This window comes from Bradyrhizobium sp. LB13.1, from assembly GCF_054056815.1.
In genome coordinates, this window is record NZ_JBSRYQ010000001.1 from 7,158,003 (window position 1) to 7,176,420 (window position 18,418).

Annotated in this window: 21 protein-coding genes, 1 pseudogene and 1 riboswitch; of the genes and pseudogenes, 13 read left to right on the forward strand and 9 right to left on the reverse strand. The window is 64.6% G+C overall.

The annotated features are described in order from the left end of the window. Window positions 1–8 precede the first annotated feature (8 nt). Window positions 9–1,127 carry a class I SAM-dependent methyltransferase gene (locus ACVWYI_RS34700; protein WP_456664324.1) on the forward strand — a complete coding sequence of 373 codons (1,119 nt, stop codon included), beginning with the start codon at window positions 9–11 and terminating at the stop codon, window positions 1,125–1,127. Continuing rightward, complete coding sequence (gene pgeF / locus ACVWYI_RS34705; RefSeq protein ID WP_247353005.1) at window positions 1,124–1,891, forward strand: peptidoglycan editing factor PgeF; 768 nt, start codon at window positions 1,124–1,126, stop codon at window positions 1,889–1,891. Before ACVWYI_RS34700 ends, pgeF begins: the two co-directional genes overlap by 4 nt. Before the next feature lie 3 nt (window positions 1,892–1,894). On the opposite strand, the gene ACVWYI_RS34710 is transcribed toward pgeF, so the two are convergent. Then, the gene (locus ACVWYI_RS34710; RefSeq protein WP_456664325.1) at window positions 1,895–2,161 is read right to left on the reverse strand and encodes a hypothetical protein; all 267 of its coding nucleotides are present in this window, start codon (window positions 2,159–2,161) and stop codon (window positions 1,895–1,897) included. A 43-nt stretch (window positions 2,162–2,204) separates the two neighbouring features. Between ACVWYI_RS34710 and ACVWYI_RS34715 the strand changes: the two genes are divergently transcribed. From ACVWYI_RS34715 to ACVWYI_RS34735, 5 genes are all read left to right on the forward strand, one after another. Continuing rightward, complete coding sequence (locus ACVWYI_RS34715) at window positions 2,205–2,330, forward strand: hypothetical protein (protein ID WP_456664326.1); 126 nt, start codon at window positions 2,205–2,207, stop codon at window positions 2,328–2,330. A 230-nt stretch (window positions 2,331–2,560) separates the two neighbouring features. Continuing rightward, window positions 2,561–3,184 (forward strand): hypothetical protein, encoded by a 624-nt coding sequence (locus ACVWYI_RS34720; RefSeq protein WP_247353001.1) that lies wholly within the window; start codon window positions 2,561–2,563, stop codon window positions 3,182–3,184. A gap of 192 nt (window positions 3,185–3,376) precedes the next feature. After that, entirely contained in the window at window positions 3,377–4,330 is a 954-nt protein-coding gene (locus ACVWYI_RS34725; RefSeq protein WP_247352999.1) for a ribose-phosphate pyrophosphokinase, read from the forward strand. A gap of 191 nt (window positions 4,331–4,521) precedes the next feature. Further along, a complete protein-coding gene (locus ACVWYI_RS34730) occupies window positions 4,522–5,550 on the forward strand; it encodes a putative zinc-binding metallopeptidase (protein WP_247352997.1) in 1,029 nt (342 codons plus the stop codon). Further along, window positions 5,547–6,581, forward strand: a complete 1,035-nt coding sequence (locus tag ACVWYI_RS34735; protein WP_247352995.1) for a D-alanine--D-alanine ligase family protein — start codon at window positions 5,547–5,549, stop codon at window positions 6,579–6,581. The genes ACVWYI_RS34730 and ACVWYI_RS34735 overlap by 4 nt, the downstream gene beginning before the upstream one ends. Window positions 6,582–6,666: 85 nt before the next feature. On the opposite strand, the gene ACVWYI_RS34740 is transcribed toward ACVWYI_RS34735, so the two are convergent. Beyond that, window positions 6,667–7,230, reverse strand: coding sequence for a 6,7-dimethyl-8-ribityllumazine synthase (locus ACVWYI_RS34740; RefSeq protein WP_247352994.1), 564 nt, complete (start codon window positions 7,228–7,230; stop codon window positions 6,667–6,669). Window positions 7,231–7,306: 76 nt separating this feature from the next. Further along, a riboswitch (FMN riboswitch) is annotated at window positions 7,307–7,466 on the reverse strand. Between the two features lie 430 nt (window positions 7,467–7,896). Here ACVWYI_RS34740 and ACVWYI_RS34745 point away from each other — a divergent pair. Both ACVWYI_RS34745 and proC read left to right on the forward strand, forming a co-directional pair. Next, window positions 7,897–8,397 carry a type III secretion system chaperone family protein gene (locus ACVWYI_RS34745; protein ID WP_247352991.1) on the forward strand — a complete coding sequence of 167 codons (501 nt, stop codon included), beginning with the start codon at window positions 7,897–7,899 and terminating at the stop codon, window positions 8,395–8,397. A 196-nt stretch (window positions 8,398–8,593) separates the two neighbouring features. Then, window positions 8,594–9,418, forward strand: coding sequence for a pyrroline-5-carboxylate reductase (proC, locus tag ACVWYI_RS34750; protein ID WP_247352990.1), 825 nt, complete (start codon window positions 8,594–8,596; stop codon window positions 9,416–9,418). 133 nt (window positions 9,419–9,551) lie between these two features. Here proC and ACVWYI_RS34755 read toward each other — a convergent pair whose 3' ends face one another. The 5 genes from ACVWYI_RS34755 to ACVWYI_RS34775 all read right to left on the reverse strand — a co-directional run bounded on the left by ACVWYI_RS34755 (window position 9,552) and on the right by ACVWYI_RS34775 (window position 13,728). Continuing rightward, entirely contained in the window at window positions 9,552–9,947 is a 396-nt protein-coding gene (locus ACVWYI_RS34755) for a thioesterase family protein (RefSeq protein WP_247352989.1), read from the reverse strand. Between the two features lie 86 nt (window positions 9,948–10,033). After that, entirely contained in the window at window positions 10,034–10,282 is a 249-nt protein-coding gene (locus tag ACVWYI_RS34760) for a tautomerase family protein (protein ID WP_256467622.1), read from the reverse strand. A 55-nt stretch (window positions 10,283–10,337) separates the two neighbouring features. Then, complete coding sequence (hisS, locus tag ACVWYI_RS34765) at window positions 10,338–11,858, reverse strand: histidine--tRNA ligase (protein ID WP_247352987.1); 1,521 nt, start codon at window positions 11,856–11,858, stop codon at window positions 10,338–10,340. A gap of 48 nt (window positions 11,859–11,906) precedes the next feature. Beyond that, complete coding sequence (locus ACVWYI_RS34770; protein WP_247352986.1) at window positions 11,907–12,431, reverse strand: YegJ family protein; 525 nt, start codon at window positions 12,429–12,431, stop codon at window positions 11,907–11,909. Window positions 12,432–12,645: 214 nt separating this feature from the next. Next, window positions 12,646–13,728 (reverse strand): branched-chain amino acid aminotransferase, encoded by a 1,083-nt coding sequence (locus ACVWYI_RS34775; RefSeq protein WP_247352985.1) that lies wholly within the window; start codon window positions 13,726–13,728, stop codon window positions 12,646–12,648. A gap of 339 nt (window positions 13,729–14,067) precedes the next feature. Between ACVWYI_RS34775 and ACVWYI_RS34780 the strand changes: the two genes are divergently transcribed. From ACVWYI_RS34780 to ACVWYI_RS34790, 3 genes are read left to right on the forward strand one after another with little or no spacing between them, the layout of a single operon-like run. Next, window positions 14,068–14,610, forward strand: coding sequence for a MarR family winged helix-turn-helix transcriptional regulator (locus ACVWYI_RS34780; RefSeq protein ID WP_247352983.1), 543 nt, complete (start codon window positions 14,068–14,070; stop codon window positions 14,608–14,610). Further along, the gene (locus ACVWYI_RS34785) at window positions 14,607–15,338 is read left to right on the forward strand and encodes a response regulator (protein WP_247352981.1); all 732 of its coding nucleotides are present in this window, start codon (window positions 14,607–14,609) and stop codon (window positions 15,336–15,338) included. The genes ACVWYI_RS34780 and ACVWYI_RS34785 overlap by 4 nt, the downstream gene beginning before the upstream one ends. A 24-nt stretch (window positions 15,339–15,362) precedes the next feature. After that, entirely contained in the window at window positions 15,363–16,751 is a 1,389-nt protein-coding gene (locus tag ACVWYI_RS34790; protein ID WP_247352979.1) for an ATP-binding protein, read from the forward strand. 20 nt (window positions 16,752–16,771) lie between these two features. On the opposite strand, the pseudogene ACVWYI_RS34795 reads toward ACVWYI_RS34790, so the two are convergent. Both ACVWYI_RS34795 and ACVWYI_RS34800 read right to left on the reverse strand, forming a co-directional pair. Next, window positions 16,772–17,304: pseudogene (locus ACVWYI_RS34795) on the reverse strand (DUF3617 domain-containing protein). 45 nt (window positions 17,305–17,349) lie between these two features. Beyond that, a complete protein-coding gene (locus tag ACVWYI_RS34800; RefSeq protein ID WP_247352976.1) occupies window positions 17,350–17,643 on the reverse strand; it encodes a hypothetical protein in 294 nt (97 codons plus the stop codon). A gap of 182 nt (window positions 17,644–17,825) precedes the next feature. Between ACVWYI_RS34800 and ACVWYI_RS34805 the strand changes: the two genes are divergently transcribed. Then, a complete protein-coding gene (locus ACVWYI_RS34805) occupies window positions 17,826–18,290 on the forward strand; it encodes a hypothetical protein (protein WP_247352974.1) in 465 nt (154 codons plus the stop codon). Window positions 18,291–18,418: the final 128 nt, after the last annotated feature.

Genomic DNA, 18,418 nt, shown 5'->3' on the forward strand with positions numbered 1-18,418 from the left:
GATAGGCCGTGACCGACCAGCCGTTACTCAACGAGATCAAGGCGCTGATCAAATCCTCAGGCCCCATGCCGGTCTGGCGGTACATGGAACTGTGCCTGATGCACCCGCGCTATGGCTATTATGTTTCGCGCGATCCCCTGGGACGAGAAGGCGACTTCACCACCGCGCCCGAGGTCAGCCAGATGTTCGGCGAGCTTTTGGGCCTGTGGACCGCCTCGGTGTGGAAGCAGATGGGCTCGCCGCAATTCCTGCGGCTGATCGAGCTCGGCCCCGGCCGCGGCACCATGATGGCGGATGCGCTGCGTGCGCTCCGCGTGCTGCCGCCGCTCTACCAGGCGCTTCACATCCACATGGTCGAGGTTAATCCCGTCCTGCGCGACCGGCAGAGTGCGACGCTGGCGGGCGTACGCAACATCGCCTGGCACGACAGCATCGACGACGTGCCTGAGGGACCGAGCATCATCCTCGCCAACGAATATTTCGACGTGCTGCCGATCCACCAGATGGTCCGCCACGAGAACGGCTGGCACGAGCGCGTGATCGAGGTCGACGCCAACGGAAAACTTCAGTTCGGCGCGGCGGCCGAGCCGACGCCGCGCTTCGAGGTGCTGCTGCCGCCTCTGGTGCGCGCCGCGCCCGTCGGGGCCGTGTTCGAATGGCGGCCCGATGCGGAGATCATGAAGCTCGCCAGCCGCGTGCGCGACCAGGACGGCGCGGCGCTGATCATCGACTACGGCCATCTGCGCAGCGATGCCGGCGACACCTTCCAGGCGATCGCGCGCCACACCTTTACCGATCCCCTGAAGGCACCGGGCCAGGCCGACGTCACCGCCCATGTCGACTTCCAGGCGCTGGCGCGCGCGGCCGAGGATGTCGGCGCCCACGTGCACGGCCCGGTGACGCAGGGCGATTTCCTCAAGCGCGTCGGCATCGAGACCCGTGCAGCCGCGCTGATGCAGAAGGCGACGCCTGATGTCGCCACCGACATTTCGATCGCGCTCAAGCGCCTGACCGATACCGGGCGTAGCGGCATGGGCTCGATGTTCAAGGTGCTCGGCATCTCCGAGCCGCGTCTGACCGGCCTTGCGGGCTTGAGCGATCTCGAACAGGCCGGGGGCGCGTCATGACGCTAGGCTCGTCGCTGCTGTCGGCGGTGCCCGGCCTGCGCCACGCGTTCTTCACCCGCGAGGGCGGCGTTTCAGGCGGCATCTATTCCGCGCTGAACGGCGGGCTCGGCTCCAACGACGATCAGGCCCTTGTCGCAGAAAACCGCCGCCGCATGGCCGAGCATGTCGGCGTCGCGCCGGAACGCTTTCTCAGCCTGCACCAGATCCATTCGCCCGACGTGCGCGTCGCCGACACCCCGTGGCCCAGCGGGCCGCGGCCGAAGGGCGATGCGCTGGTGACGAAGGTGCCGGGCATCGCGCTCGGCGTCTCCACCGCCGATTGCGGACCGGTGCTGTTCGTCGATCCCAACGCGCGCGTGATCGGCGGCGCACATGCCGGCTGGAAGGGCGCCCTCACCGGCGTGCTGGAGGCGACGATCTCGGCGATGGAAAAGCTCGGCGCCTCGCGCAGCGGCATCATCGCCGCGATCGGCCCGTTAATCCGCCAGGACAGCTACGAGGTCGGTAACGAGTTCGTGGCCCGCTTCATCGAGGCGGATGCGGACAACGCCATGTTCTTCATCCCGTCGGTGCGCGAAGGCCACGCGATGTTCGACCTGGCCGGCTTTATCCGGAAACGTCTGGAAGCCGCGGGCATCCTGATGATCGACGATCTCGGCCTCGATACCTACGCCGACGAGCGCTTCTTCAGCTATCGCCGCTCGGTGCATCGCAAGGAGCCGGATTACGGCCGCCACGTTCACGCGATCGCGCTCGAAGGGTAGGCGTCAGTCGCTGCACTTTTCAAACAACGGCGCTTGCTGCTGGGTGCGATCCCATTTCGTCGGCAGTTCGTCATATGTCTTGGCGGGCGGGGGCGGCGGCGGCGGCCGGACGTAAAAGCCTTCTTCGACGTCGAACTTCTTCTTGTCCTCGCGATGCGCGGAAAATGTTCGATACTTGTCGCCAACCTTCAACAGAACAATCTCCCAAGGCTCGCCAGGCTGACGCCACCACACCGCCGCGACGCTCGCCGGAGGATCCTGAACGGACACGAACTTGATCTTGTCGTCCGCGATGCGGGTCGCCGCGTAGATCGTGCTGATGAATGTCCGCACCTGGCCGGGCGAAAACGTCCCTATCACGTTCCTGATGGTCGGCGATCCCGAGGGCGGCACAATGTATGTCATCCGCGCGCCGCAGCCGTTGCTCGTGCAAGCCTGATTTGGATCGCGCTTGCAATCGACCGACCACGTCCCGACCAATCCGAAGGACTGAATGACCTCCGCAGCGCTCTCCTCTGCGGCCACCGGGCCTGCGGCAAGGCACGCGATGATCAAGCCAAAAGCCGGGTCTCTCATCGACCGCTCCCCATGCACGCTGGCCTGATCGGTTAAGCCCTGTGTCCTGCCTGCCCTAGACGTTAAGCGATTTTAACGATATCGCAAGGCGCGATGAGGGAAGCGTCAACCCGCCTGCTCCAAACCGGGACAATCATGCGCGCCGCGATCGCCGCCGCATCGATTGCGATTGCTTGCGCGCTTGGCGGCTGCGCCGGCGGCGGTGGTGCTGCGAACTCCTATGCGATGGCGCCGAGCGCCGGCTCCGGGGCGACGGTCGCGTTCGAATCGATCGACGGGCCGCCGCCGCAAGTGTTCGACCGAATGGTCGGCGTGCTCGACAGCGAATCCAAGCTGCGCAGCCTGTCCGTGGTCTCCCGCGAGGGGACGGCCGCCTACCGCGTGCGCAGCTACCTCTCCGCCCAGATTGTGCGCGGCAAAACCGTGATCGCCTGGGTCTGGGACGTCTACGACGCCAACCAGCAGCGGGCGCTGCGCCTTTCCGGCGAGGAACCCACGTCCGCCAAGGGCGGCCGCGATCCGTGGGGCGCCGCTGACGACCTCGTGTTGCGGAAGATCGCCCAGGCCGGATTCAGCGGACTTTCCAACATGATCAATGGCACACCGGATGCGCCGGGCTCGGCTCCCGGCTTGCGCGGGCCGGCCGTGGCGAGTGTGATCCCGGAGGCTCCGGCGGCCGAGATGCCGGCCTCGGCGCTCGGCTATGCCGAGCGATAACCCCGCTAAACCACGGCCCCAACTTCGGGCCAAACCGTTGACCGGACTCAGGATTTCGCAGGGAAAACGTAGCATCCCGGGTTGCCATTGCAGCCCTCCGCCTGATATTTCCTCGCCCGTCGTAACCGTGCTTCCAGTGGGTATTCTCTGATGTTGAACATCCTGTCCAACAAAGCGCGGGAGGAAGCGTCCATGTCGGCCAAGAACGGCTCCATTAAGCTCGTCGCCGGCAACTCCAATCCGGCTCTCGCCCAGGCCATCGCGCAAGGTCTCGACCTGCCGCTGACCAAGGCGGTGGTACGGCGCTTCGCCGACATGGAGATCTTCGTTGAGATCCAGGAGAACGTCCGCGGCTCGGATGCCTTCATCATCCAGTCGACCTCGTTCCCGGCCAACGACCATCTGATGGAATTGCTGATCATCACCGACGCGCTGCGGCGCTCCTCGGCGCGCCGCATCACCGCGGTGCTGCCCTATTTCGGCTACGCCCGGCAGGATCGCAAATCAGGTTCGCGCACGCCGATCTCGGCAAAACTCGTCGCCAATCTGATCACGCAGGCCGGCGTCGACCGCGTCATGACGCTCGACCTGCATGCCGGCCAGATCCAGGGCTTCTTCGACATCCCGACCGACAATCTCTACGCGGCGCCGCTGATGGTGCGGGACATCAAGGACAAGTTCGACCTCTCCAAGACGATGGTGATCTCGCCCGACGTCGGCGGCGTGGCACGCGCCCGCGGCCTCGCCAAACGCATCAACACCCCGCTCGCGATCGTCGACAAGCGCCGCGAACGTGCCGGCGAATCCGAGGTCATGAACGTGATCGGCGATGTCGCCGGCTACACCTGCATCCTGATCGACGACATCGTGGACTCCGGCGGCACGCTGGTGAACGCAGCCGACGCGCTGATCGCCAAGGGCGCCAAGGACGTCTACGCCTACATCACCCACGGTGTGCTCTCCGGCGGTGCAGCCGCCCGTATTACAAACTCCAAGCTGAAGGAGCTCGTGATCACCGACTCGATCCTGCCGACGGATGCGGTGAGCAAGGCGCCGAACATCCGCACGCTGCCGATCGCCAGCCTGATCTCCGACGCGATCGCGCGCACGGCGGCGGAAGAATCGGTGTCGAGCCTGTTCGACTGATTAGCTTCGCGATGTCGCAGGGTGAGCAAAGGCTCGAGGCGCCGTGCCCACCTTTTTTTGTGGCCATGAGCACGGTGGGCACGCTTCGCTTTGCCCACCCTAGGGCCTCATGCGCCGCTCCACAGGTTGTTGCCGGCCCCGCCCCATGACATCATCCGGATACCGAGTCATCTCTGCCCTCTGGATGCCTGATGCCACGCCGGAAATTCGCTTGGGAAAAGCTGTCGGATGACGAGTTGCTCAAGCAACGGCTCTCCAGCCTGAGGGTTACGGTCGAAGGCACCTGGCTCGATGATTGTGTCGGCACGCTCCACGAGGAGCTCGAGGAGCGCGGCATCCGGCTGCGGCCGCATACCTGGATCTCGAGCGAATGGTTCAGCCCGGGAGGCGTCCCCGGCATCGCCATCCCCTTCTATCTGGCCCATCCCCGCCTGATGAAGCTCGAGAAGAAGATGATGTTCGACGTCGAGGGCGGAACCTGGCGCGAATGCATGGCCATCCTCCGTCACGAAGCGGGCCACGCCATACAGCACGGCTATCAGCTGCAACGCCGCCGGCGCTGGCAGCAATTGTTCGGCCCGTCGTCGAAACACTATCCGCGCTATTACCGGCCCAATCCGGCGAGCAGGCGTTACGTCCAGCATCTGCGGCTGTGGTATGCGCAGAGCCATCCGGACGAGGATTTCGCCGAGACCTTTGCGGTGTGGCTGCGGCCGCGCTCGAACTGGCGGACGCGATATGCCGGTTGGCCGGCGCTGAAGAAGCTCGAATATGTCGACGAGCTGATGAACGAGATTGCGGAAAAGCGACCACTGATCACGACGCGCGAGCGTGTCGACCCACTGCGTGGTCTCGGCCAGACACTGGAGGAGCACTACAAGAAGAAGCAGGCGTTCTACGCCTTCACACCAGCGAAGACCTACGATCGCGACCTCTCCAGGCTCTTCTCCGCCGATCCGCGGCACCACCGGGCAAAGCCGGCTTCGGTGCTGATCAGGCGGCACCGCGCCCAGATCAGGCAACTGGTCGCGCGATGGACCGGCGAGAATCAGTTGACGCTCGATGCCGTGCTTGACGAGATGATCTCCCGTTGCCGCGAGCTCGATCTGCGCGCCGTCGGCCCTGAACAGAAGCTCGTTCTCGACTTCACCGTCCTCGTGACCGCCAAGACCATGCACGCGATGTTTGGACCGTCTCGGCGAAAATGGATCGCGCTATGAGACGTCGCCGTATTCTCGTGCTGATGCATCCGGACTTCCTGCCCCCGGACTCCTCCGACGGATACTCCGCACAGGAGATCAATGCGTGGAAAACGGAATACGACGTGGTGAGCACCTTGCGCGCGGCCGGCCACGAGGTGCGGCCACTCGGCGCGCAGGAGGAAATCAAGCCGGTGCGCGTAGCGATCGAGGAGTTCAAGCCGCACGTGGTTTTCACGCTGCTGGAGGAATTCCACAACAACGTCGCCTTCGACCAGCACATCGCGAGCTATCTCGAGCTGATGAAGGTCCCTTATACCGGATGCAATCCGCGCGGCCTGATCCTGGCGCGCGGCAAGGATTTGTCCAAGACGCTGGTGCATCACCGCCGGATCGCCGCGCCGGCCTTTGCCGTCTTCCCGATGCGCCGCAAGGTGAAACGCCCGACCCGTCTTGCGCTGCCGCTGATCGTCAAGAGCCTGAACATGGATGGTTCGTTCGGCATCTCGCAGGCCTCGATCGTCGATACCGACGAGAAGCTCGCAGAGCGGGTTGCCTTCATCCACGAGCGGGTCGAATCCGCCGCCATCGCCGAGCAGTTCATCGAAGGGCGAGAGCTTTACGTCGGCGTGCTCGGCAACAATCGCTTACGCGTTCTGCCGGTCTGGGAATTGAAATTCGGCAGCATGGGCGGCCGCTCGTCACGGCATATCGCCACGGAGAAGGCCAAGCACGACACCGACTATCAGGAGAAGGTCGGCATCGTCGACGGGCCTGCGAAGGATCTGGCGCCGGAAGTGACCGCCCGCATCCAGCGGGCCGCGAAACGCATCTACCGGGCGCTTGGCCTCGACGGCTACGCGCGCATCGATTTTCGTCTCGCCGCCGACGGCACGCCATATTTCATCGAAGCCAATCCCAATCCCGAGATCGCCAAGAGCCAGGAGTTCGCCACGGCGGCTCAACATGCCGGGCTGAAATATCCGGCTCTCCTGCAACGCATCCTGATGCTCGGAATAAGCCGCGCCAAGGCGGGGGTGTCGCTGGGGTGATGACGAACACGGCGGCAATCGCCCCTCATCCTTCGCGACGCGCTTCGCGCTCCTCGGGATGAGGGGTGCTGGTCATTGCGCTGCGCTACACAATTCCCGCCGCGACCTGGCCACGCAGACGCTCCAGACCGAGCAATGTCTCCGCACAGGCGGCCGCGACCTCGACGCCCTTGATCGCAAAATGCCTGCGGAAGAAATCGTAGTGCACCTCGGTCTCGTGGAATTGCTGCGGCGTCAGCACCGCGGAGAACACGGGCACCTCGGTACGCAGTTGCACATCCATCAGCGCCTTGATCACGGTGTCGGCGACGAACTCATGGCGGTAGATGCCGCCGTCGACGACGAGGCCGGCCGCGACGATCGCGGTGTAGCGCCGTGTCTTGGCGAGGATCTGCGCATGCAGCGGGATCTCGAACGAGCCCGGCACCTCGAACACGTCGACATGATTGAGGTGACGCACTTCTGCCTCCCTCACGAAGGCGATGCGGGCCTCCTCGACCACGTCGCGGTGCCAGCAGGCCTGCACGAAGGCCACCCGCTGCGGCTTTGCGAAGCGCGGGTGCTCCGTCGCGGGATCCTGTGGAACCGGCGGCGGCGTTTGGGTTGGTTGGGGCGTTTCGGTTTGGGGGTCTTGCAACATCTGATTCATGGCTTTCCTCAGTTAAGGACCAGAATCAGGGCACACGGAACGACAAACAGCCGCATCCTGCGATGCGTCTGCCACCGACCGTTCTCTTTCATCCGGACTTTAACCGTCGGCTTCGGAGTTGCACCGAATCTGCTGACCCTTCCCTGCGGCAAGAGACCTTGAGGAAGGCGCTCGCGGGCTTAGGCCTTTCGGCCCTTACCGCCGGTGGGGACTTTCACCCCGCCCTGAGAACATCGGCCGTCCGGAATGAACGGCCTGAGGGAAATATGACGCCGGCGAGCTGCCACAGCAAGTACGTTCCGCATGGGGAAATCGCATGGTCCCATGCCGCTTTGGCGACCCGGCCCTCGCAGGGCGGAATTAACGATCGGGCATTCCACGCGAATCCGATTCCGGTTTGTTCTCCTCCATCCCGGTTGGGACATCCCACGTTAATAATTGTGGCCGAGATGAGCTGTGGACGAACGAGTCATGGCTTGTGGACGGACTCGGCAGCCGGTTGCGCAGATTCCGCAAATCACATCAGTTGATCCGCGACAAGCCCGCGCTGATCCCGGGATCGCTACAGCGACTCCGAGGGGAACGCCTTAACGACGTTAAGGAAGCGCGCGCCGGACCAAGCGCGTGCGTATCAGAGACAACAAAAAGGCAAGAGGTCGAGACGGCATGTCCCTGCTCGAAGGCACTATCGATTCGAAAAGCCATCCGCTCGCGGTGGTCGAGGATATCGCTGCCAGCAACAACTGGCCGTTTGAACGCTCCGGCGAAGACGAACTCACGATTGTCTCCAAGGGACAATGGACCGACTACCAGATCTCCTTCACCTGGATGGGCGAGATCGAGGCGCTGCATCTGGCCTGCGCGTTCGACATGAAGATTCCGGTTGCGCGGCGACCGGAGGTGCAGCGGCTCGTCGCCGCGGTCAACGAGCAGTTGTGGGTCGGGCACTTCGACCTGTGGAGCAACACCGGCATGATCATGCACCGCCAGGCCCTGGTGCTGCCGGGCGGGCTCACCGCCTCCACCGCGCAATGCGAAGCCATGCTCGCCGGCGCCATCCACGCCTGCGAGCGCTATTTTCCGGCGTTCCAGTTCGTGGTGTGGGCGGGCAAGACCACGACGGAAGCCATGGACGCGGCAATGTTCGACACGGTGGGCGAGGCGTAAGTCTCGCCTTCCTCCCCAACGTCGTCCCGGACAAGCGAAGCGCAGATCCGGGACCCATACCGCGTGATTTCTCAGTACCGCGCGATGCTTGTTGCCAACACCTCCATCCACTAAAACCATTCGTGGTAATGGGTCCCGGCCCCTCGTGCGCAATTGCGCACTAGGCCGGGACGACACTGAGTTTGTGGCAACAGCGATGGCGAACAGCACTCTCAAAAACATCACCGGCACCATCCTGCTCGCCGGCGCCGGCAAGATGGGCGGCGCGATGCTGACCGGATGGCTGGCGGGCGGGCTCGATCCGCGCCGCGTCGCTGTGGTTGATCCGCACATCTCGCCCGAGATCACCGCGCTTGCCGCCAAGGGCGTTGCGCTCAATCCCGATGTGACGACGGTAGGCACGGTCGAGACAATGGTCGTCGCGGTGAAGCCGCAGATGTTCCGCGAGGCCGGCGCGAAGCTGAAATCATTTGTCTCTGAAAAAACCTCGGTGGTCTCGATCATGGCGGGAACCACGATCGCCTCGCTTGAAGAGGTCTGCGGTGGCGCCGTGGTGCGCGCGATGCCGAACACGCCGGCCGCGATCGGCCGCGGCATCACCGTCGCGGTCGCGGCGAACAACGTCAGCACCGGCCAGCGCGCGGTGGCCGATGCGCTGCTGCGCGCCACCGGCTCGGTCGAATGGGTCGACGATGAGAGCCTGATGGACGCGGTCACCGCCGTCTCCGGCTCGGGCCCGGCCTATGTGTTTCTGCTCGCCGAAGAGCTCGCGCGCGCCGGTGTCGAGGCGGGATTGCCCGAGGCGCTGGCGACAAAGCTCGCGCGCGAAACCGTCGCCGGCTCCGGTGAACTTCTCCACCAGTCGGAGCTTCCCTCCAGCACGCTGCGCCAGAACGTCACCTCGCCCGGCGGCACCACCGCCGCAGCCCTCGGCGTGCTGATGGGCGAGCCCGGCCTGCGCGATCTGATGATCCGCGCGATCGCGGCGGCGACGAAGCGGTCAAAGGACCTGGCGAAGTAAGGAAGCTATCCCCTCATGGTGAGGAGGCGCGAAGCGCCGTCTCGAACCATGCAGGCCCGGCTCTCGCCCGCGAGCCATCCTTCGAGACGACCGCTGCGCGGTCTCCTCAGGATGAGGACAGAGCAAGCGGCTCCTACGTCGTTCCCAACCGCTTGTTGAACATCTCGACATTGACGAGCCCGCGCGCGTGGCGGCCCTCGCCAAGCTTTCGCGTGCCCTCGAAAGCCTCGACCTCGAAGCGGATGACGCGGCGCTCGACCGCGACGACCTTCGCGGTAGTCCGCACCGTCGCGCCGACCAGAGCTGCTGCGAGATGCCGGATGTCGACCTCGGTGCCGACGGTGACCCAGCCCGGCTGAAGCGCCGGGCGGATCGCATCGCCCGACGTCATCTCCATTTCCAGGATCATCATCGGCGTCGCGTAGACCATGGGCATGCCGGGCACGAAATGCCCGACCGTACGCTCTACTGGCACCACCAGCATGCGCTCGGCGTTCATGCCGATTGTGATGAAGTCGCGTGCGTCCATGTTGCTTGCTCGGCGTCGTCCCGGCCCCCCGTGCGCAATTGCGCACTAGGCCGGGACGACAGTTGTGATTGGCGCTAGAGCAGTGGCTATTTCTTCGCCGCCGCCGCGCGCTCCACGAAGGTCTTGCCGCCCTTCATCTTGTGGCGGAGCGGGGCTTCGTTGATCTGGATGACGACGGCATCGGCATCGACGCCGAGATTCTTCACCAGTGCCTGGGTGATGTCGCGCATCATGCCGGCCTTTTGTTCGTCGCTGCGGCCTTCGGCCATGCTGACAGTGATCTCAGGCATTTTTCTCTCCCTTGGGGCCGAACACCGGCCGTTGACGGGCGCCATCAAACAGGAGGCGGATGCCCGGGACAAGCCCGGGCATGGCGGCGTCAGCGAATGGCTAGCCCCAGCTCACGTCATGGCGCGCCAGCACCTCGCGCACTTTTGCGACGAGATCGGCCTCGCTGCACGAGAACTGCGCCGGGCGGCTCTCCCGCCATTCCTGGTTGGAAGCGATCGCAGCCGCCGCCTTCGCGCCCTCGATCAGATCCTTGATCTGCAGCTCGCCGCGCGCCTTCTCATCCGAGCCCTGGATGATCACGCAAGGGCTGTTGCGGCGGTCGGCATATTTGAGCTGATTGCCCATGTTCTTGGGATTGCCGAGATAGAGCTCGGCGCGGATGCCGGCGGTGCGCAGGCTCGCGACCATCTTCTGATAGTCTGCGACACGGTCGCGATCGAACACGGTGACGACGACGGGGCCAAACTCGGGTTTTGTGTCGAGCTTGCCGAGCAGCGTCAGCGCGGCCTGAAGCCGCGACACACCGATCGAGAATCCGGTCGCCGGCACCGGCTCACCGCGGAAGCGCGAGACCAGGCCGTCATAGCGCCCGCCGCCGCCGACCGAGCCGAACCGCACCGGACGGCCCTTCTCGTCCTTGGTGTCCAGAAGCAGTTCGACCTCGTAGACGGGGCCGGTGTAATATTCGAGGCCGCGCACGACGGAGGGGTCGATACGGATGCGATCAGCGCCGTAGCCCGATGCCGTAACCAATTTGGCAATCTCTTCCAGCTCGCTCACGCCCGCCTGGCCAACTTCGCTCTTGGCGAGGTAAGTTTCTGCCGCGGCGATGGCCTCTTTCCAATCATCGCGCGGTTTGGTGATGGCGAGAACAACGTCGGCCTCAGACGCGCTCAGATTGCCGCCCTTCGTGAAGTCGCCCTTGCCTTCTTCGCCGCCATCCCATCTGCCGGGACCGAGCAATTTGCGCACTTCCTCGGCGGGAAATTTGTCGAGCTTGTCGATTGCGCGCAGCACGGTCAGCCTGCGTGCCGCGTTCTCTTCGCCGCCGAGCCCGATTGCTTCCAGAACGCCGTCGAGCACTTTTCGGTTGTTGACCTTCACGACGTACTGGCCGCGCTGAACACCAAGCGCCTCCATCGTGTCCGCCGCCATCATGCAGATCTCGGCATCCGCCGCCGGCGTCGCCGAGCCCACCGTGTCCGCATCGAACTGCATGAACTGGCGGAAGCGGCCGGGGCCGGGCTTCTCGTTGCGGAAGACGTAGCCGACGCGATAGCTGCGATACGGCAGGACCAGACCGTCGGTGCCGTATCGCTCGCCGACATAGCGCGCAAGCGGCGCGGTCAGATCATAGCGCAGGCTGATCCACTGCTCGTCGTCGTCCTGGAACGAGAACACGCCTTCGTTCGGACGATCCTGGTCGGGCAGGAATTTGCCGAGCGCGTCGGTGTATTCCATCGCCGGCGTTTCCACGGGCTCGAACCCGTAGAGCTCGTAGACGGCGCGGATTTTTTCGACCATCTCGCGCGTCGCCCGGATCGCGGCAGGGTCGCGATCCTCGAGCCCGCGCGGCAGCCGCGCCTTCAGTTTCTGGGTTTTTTTGGGTTTTTCGGCCATGCGCGGCATTTACCAGCCGACGCGGGGTGCGGCAACTGCCGGCTTGCCCTACGGCTTCTCCATCCGCGCCCTGAGGGCATCGGCGTCCGCCTTCGGCAGCGACTTCAGCGTTGGCTTGATGGTTTCGCCGCCGACGATCTTGCCGTTGCGCATGAACATCCAGTCCGAGATGTCGGCTTCAGTGAATTCGACCTTGTCGCCTGCCCGCTTGCCGGGCAGATCGCGTGGCTCGTTGGCGAAGAGACCGGAATAAGTCCCGTTCGGTAGCTTCGTCACCTCGGCCATCCAGATGTGCTCACCGCCTTTGCGGGTCGAAAAGTGCACCTTCAGGGCATGCCCGGTTTCCGACGGTTTTGGCGCCTCGTAGGAGGCCCAGAAAGTCGGCAGCGTGCCGCGGGCGCGCGCGATCGCGGTGTTCATCTCCGGATCGGTGGTGCGCACGTCGACGATGGGTGAACGGTCTTCCGCGGCGACATGCGGCTTGGGGCCGATCGTCAGGACGCCGAAGACGGTGACGCCAGTGATTGCGGCGAGAACGGCCCATTTCAGGGGTTGGGAAAGCGTGGAAGCCATGATCGCGATGTCCAGATGCCATGATGTCTCGGACTTTGTCGCGCGGTCGTGCAAGCGAGTTCATGGCATGTCGGCTGGCGTTCCCCGGATGCTACGCAACGCGCCGCCTCTTGGCGGCGTGGTGCGCTGCTGATCCGGGGTCCATCCGCGGCGGGATGGGTCCCGGCTCTGCGCAGCAGCGTTTCACGCTGCAGCGCGTCCGGGACACGAGACCTCAAAACACCTTACGGATCCAGTTGTGCGGATCGTTGGTGCGGCCGTACTGGATGTCGATGAGCTGCTTGCGCAGGCCCATGGCGATGGGGCCGGCGGCGCCGCCGCCGATCTCGAAATCGCCGCTCACCGAACGCACCTTGCCGATCGGCGAGATCACGGCCGCCGTGCCGCAGGCAAACGCTTCCTTGAGCTTGCCGCTTGCCGCATCCTTGCGCCACTGGTCGAGCGAGTACGGCTCCTCGCGCACGGTCTTGCCGGCGTCTTTGGCCAGCGCGATGATGGAGTCGCGGGTGATGCCGGGCAGGATGGTGCCGAGCGGCGGTGTCGAGAGCGAGCCGTCCTCGAACACGAAGAACACGTTCATGCCGCCGAGCTCCTCGACGTAGCGGCGCTCGACCGCGTCCAGGAAGACGACCTGATCGCAGCCGTGCTGGATGGCTTCGGCCTGCGCCCGCAGGCTTGCAGCGTAATTGCCGCCGCATTTGACGGCGCCGGTACCACCGACCGCGGCGCGCGTGTAGTTCTCTGAAACCCAAATCGACACCGGCGCGGGGCCACCTTTGAAGTAGGAGCCGACCGGCGAGGCGATCACCGCGAAAATGTATTCGGAGGAGGGCTTGACCCCAAGGAAGGTCTCGCTTGCGATCATGAAGGGACGCAGGTAAAGGCTGCCCTCGCCGCCCGGCATCCAGGCGCGGTCGATGCGCACGACCTGCTCGACAGCCTCGATGAAGATGTCTTCGGGGAGCTGCGCCATTGCCATGCGATCGGCCGAGTCCTTGAAGCGCCGCGCATTGGCGTCGGGACGGAACAGGTTCACGCCGCCGTCGTCGCGCTTGTAGGCTTTGAGGCCTTCAAAAATTTCCTGAGCGTAGTGCAGGACGGCGCCGGCCGGATCGATCTGGAAATTGGCGCGGGCCTCGACGCGCGCCTCGTACCAGCCGCCCTTGGCCTGGTTGTAACGAACCACCGCCATGTGGTCGGTGAAGACCCTCCCGAAACCTGGGTCCACCAGCTTGGCGACGCGGTCCTTCTCGGGGATCGGATTGGATGCGGGCTGGATGTCGAATTTCATGCTCATGTCCTTAGGCCTCCCGCTGCCGGTGGCGGCGCTGTTCTGGCGCCCGCCTGCCCTTTTCCGGGCTCGGCTGGCTTGACTAGGTTACTGGCCGGACCAACGCCAGCCTTGTTACGGCCGGTTTCCGTGGCCAGCATGTCGCCGAGGACATGCTTTTGCGGAAGGCAGAAGTCCAGTATGTTTTGTCGAACACCGCTCGACAATCGCACGGTAGATCTGATCCGGCTGTCGCCGCCTGCTCGGCGCTCACCAACCGCTCCTGGAAATGCCGCCCGCAGTGAAACGATTTAAAATTTCGTGCGAGCCGACCGTTTTGTAACATTGGACCCAAGATACGTCAATATGCCTGACATAAATTTCGCGACTCCCCCTCAAGACGCTGCCGAGCCACGGCCGGCGGCAGGCGACGGAGGCAATTTGCGCTGGGATATCATTGAGCTGCTGTTCTTCGCCTATCGCGATTTCGTCGGCGATCCCGACCAGGAGCTGGAGGCGTTCGGCTTCGGCCGGGCTCACCACCGCGTCATGCACTTCGTCTATCGCTATCCCGGTCTCAAGGTCGCCGATCTCCTCGACGTCCTGCGCATCACCAAGCAATCGCTCGGCCGGGTGCTCAAGCAGCTCCTGGACGAGGGCTATATCGTGCAGAAGACCGGCGACAATGATCGCCGCCAACGCCTGCTCTTTGCGACACCGAAGGGCGAGGCGCTGGTGCAGAAGCTCGCCGGCCTCCAGACCACGCGGATCACCAGGGCGCTCGCCGAGATGGCGCCGCAGGATGCCGAGACCGTCAAGCGCTTCCTGCGCGCGATGATCGATCGCGAGGATCCGGACAAGGTGCTCGAGACAATCTTCGCTTCCGTCAACCACGACGCCAAGGAGTGACCGTGCCGCTCGCTGCCACGCTCGCCCGCCCGCCGGCACGCCCGGCCGACGATGCCCCGCATCTCCTGCTGGTCGACGACGACCGCCGCATCCGCGATCTGCTCTCGCGCTTTCTCGCCGGCGAAGGCTATCGCGTTTCGACCGCCGGCAGCGCCAGCGACGCGCGCGCGAAGCTCATGGGCCTGCACTTCGACCTCTTGATCCTGGACGTCATGATGCCCGGCGAGACCGGCTTCGATCTCGCCCGTTTCATCCGGACCTCCTCCTCGGTGCCGATCGTGATGCTGACGGCGCGGCATGAAGCCGAAGCCCGCATCGAGGGCCTGCAGATCGGCGCCGACGACTACGTCGCAAAGCCGTTCGAGCCGCGCGAGCTCGCGTTGCGCATCAACAACATCCTCAAGCGCGCCGCGCCGCCGCCGCAGGCCGCAGCGGTCGAGAAGATCGCGTTCGGTCCCTACGTCTACCATCTCGACCGCGGCGAGTTGCGCCAGGGCGAAGACGTCATCCACCTCACCGACCGGGAGCGCGAGATGCTGCGGATCCTGTCGGAGACGCCCGGCGAGACCGTGCCGCGCAGCGCGCTGACCGGCAATGGCAGCGTCAACGAGCGTGCCGTCGACGTGCAGATCAACCGCCTGCGGCGCAAGATCGAGACCGATCCCGCCAATCCGCTGTTCCTCCAGGCGGTGCGCGGTATCGGCTACCGGCTGGTCGCCTCGCCTTGAGTTTTGTGAAGTGAAGCGCCCCCTATGAGCACGATCGATACCGGCCTGACGCTTTTGAAGAGCGCCGCCGGCCGCGTCTCCGCCGTCAATGGCTGGATGGGCAACGCATTCAAGGGCTGGATGCCGACCGGCCTCTATGCCCGCGCGCTGCTGATCATGATCGTGCCGATGGTGATCCTGCAGTCGGTCGTCGCCTTCGTGTTCATGGAGCGGCACTGGAACACGGTGACGCGGCGCCTATCGGCGGCGGTGGTGCAGGACATCGCCGCGCTGATCGACGTCTACAAGGGCTATCCGCAAGACAAGGACCGCGACCAGATCCGCCGCATCGCGCAGCAGCGCCTCGGCCTCGTCGTCGATTTCCTCCCGGCCGGCGACATGCCGCCGCCCGGACCAAAGCCGTTCTTCTCGCTGCTCGACCAGACGCTGTCGGTGCAGCTCGGCCGCCAGATCGGGCGCTCGTTCTGGATCGACACCGTCGGCCGCTCCAACCTCGTCGAGATCCGGATCCAGCTCGACGATGCCGTGATGCGCGTGTTCGCGCAGCGCAGCGCCGCTTATGCCTCGAACTCGGAGATTTTCCTGTTCTGGATGGTGGGAACGTCCTCGATCCTGCTGATCGTCGCGGTGCTGTTCCTGCGCAACCAGATCAAGCCGATCCTGCGTCTTGCGGACGCCGCCGAAAGCTTCGGCAAGGGCCGCGAGGCGCCGAACTTCAGGCCGCGCGGCGCGCGCGAGGTGCGGCGCGCGTCGGTCGCCTTCCTCGAAATGAAATCGCGCATCGAGCGCACGATGGAGCAGCGCACCGCGATGCTCGCCGGCGTCAGTCACGATCTGCGCACGATCCTGACGCGGTTCAAGCTCGAACTGGCGCTGATCGGCGACAGCCCCGAAATGGAGGGCATGCGTAAGGACGTCGACGAGATGTCGATGATGCTGGAAGATTACCTCGCGTTTGCCCGTGGCGATTCCGGCGAGCAGTCGCAGCCGACCGACATGGCGCAGGCGCTCGAGGAGTTGCGCAGCGACGCCGAACGCCACGGCCACACCGCGACCGTCGCGTTCAACGGGCTGCCCGTGGTCACGGTGAAGCCGGCCTCGTTCAAGCGCTGCCTCGCCAACCTCGTCACCAACGCCGCCCGCTACGGCAAAAGCATCGCCATCACCGGTCAGCGCGATCACCGTTATTTGACCGTGACGGTCGACGACGACGGGCCGGGCATTCCCGCCCATCTGCGCGAAGAGGTGTTCAAGCCATTCCTGCGGCTGGACAACGCCCGCAACCAGGACGAAGGCGGCACCGGCCTAGGCCTCGCGATCGCACGCGACATCGCCCGCTCGCATGGCGGTGACATCACGCTCGGCGATAGCCCGATGGGCGGATTAAGGGCGAGCGTGCGGATACCGGTGTAACGGATGTAACCGCAATAGCCCTATTTCGGCAGCAGCGCCTTCAGCTTGTCGATGTCGCGCACGTTCATCTTGAAGCCGCCGGGCATCACGATGTCGCCGGGCTTCTGCTCGGGCTTGCAGGCTCCGAGCCACTTGGCTTCGAGCGTCATCGTGGAATCGCGCCCCGCGGCGCCGGCGGCGCCACCTTGTGCGTGCGACGAGGTCTTCACCGTGTAGGCCGAATTGAAATCGCCCGTGATCTCGGCATGCGAGGTCGTGCTGATGCCCGCGACACTGCACTCGGAATCGCTGACATAGCCGGTCGCGGTCTTCTTGATGTCCTGCTTGGCGCAGATCTGCTTGGCCATCGGGGAGACGTTGTTGTTCATCTCCTTGTCGACGGTCTCGTCGGTGCAGTGCTGCATGGTCATTTCGGGCACGGGCGTACCGCGGTCCTGAGCATCTTCAATTCCCAGAGACCGGCTTTGCGCATCGGCAGATCGTCGGCGCTGGCTACGCCGGCCGACAAGACGAGGCAAAGGGCCGAGCCGAGCAAAGCGAGTTTGCGCGTCATGTGAGAAGCTCCCGGCTAAGAGATTGCGGGCGTTACGAAAACGCCTCAGTAGAGCGTGCGGATCGGCTTGTCGGCAGCGCCATAGGGCACCCAGCGGCATGAGAACGAGATGTAGCCGCCCTCATAGGCCTGCACCCCCAGGAATTTCGCGACCTTTCCGTAGCGCGCGCAGTGATCGACCGCGACCTGCCGCGCATCGACCTGGGTTGCCATCGAATAGGCGATGATGCCGCCGGTGTCGTTGCCCTTAAACGGAGGCACCGGAAGGATATCGGCGCGCGCCGACTGGCTCGCCATCATACCCAAGGCAAGTAGGCCCGCGGCCGCAATGATTCGCATTCCCGTCACTCCGATTGGTTGGTGGCAGTTTACGGTGCCCGGGGCGGCGGTGGAAAGAACGGAAGGCCGGTTGCTGCGACCTTGTGGTCAACTCGTCGGCAAGTGTTGCCGCGCTGCACTTGACCCCGCGCGGCCTTCACGGCACCGTCCGTCCCTCGCAGATCATGTTGTCTGGATTGCCCATGCGCGCCTCGACCTCCCTGAAATCGCTCCGCTTTGCCGCCGTGCTCGGCCTCCTGTTCGGGGCGCTGTCGCTCGGTGAGGCCAGGGCCGCCAATCCGCTGGAGCTGAATTTCTGGCTGAGCGGGCCGCGCTATGACGGCAACGTCTCCGAATGCGACAGGGCGCTGCCGACGATCGCTTCCCAGTTCTTGGAGAAGGAAAGCTCGTTCTGGAATTCCTCGTTGAAGATCACCGGCTTCGCCGCGGTTCGCGAGACCGCGTTCCGGCCCTGGGCACCCGATAACATTCCGCGCCGCTTTTGCAGCGGCGAGGCCATGCTCACGGACGGCAAGATGCGCAAGGTGCACTTCTCGATCATCGAGGATGGCGGCTTCGCCAGCTTCGGCCAGGGCGTCGAATGGTGCGTGGTCGGGCTCGACCGCAACTGGGCCTACAACCCGTCCTGCCGCGCCGCCAAGCCTTAAGCAGCCTAAGCCTTAAGCAGCCCAGCCTCAGTCCAAGAAGCTCTGATTCGGTTGGCTGAAATGGCCGCCTGAATTTTGTTCTTGAAATGTTCCTATCGCCTGCTAGGCTTGCTGCACAGTCTAGTTGA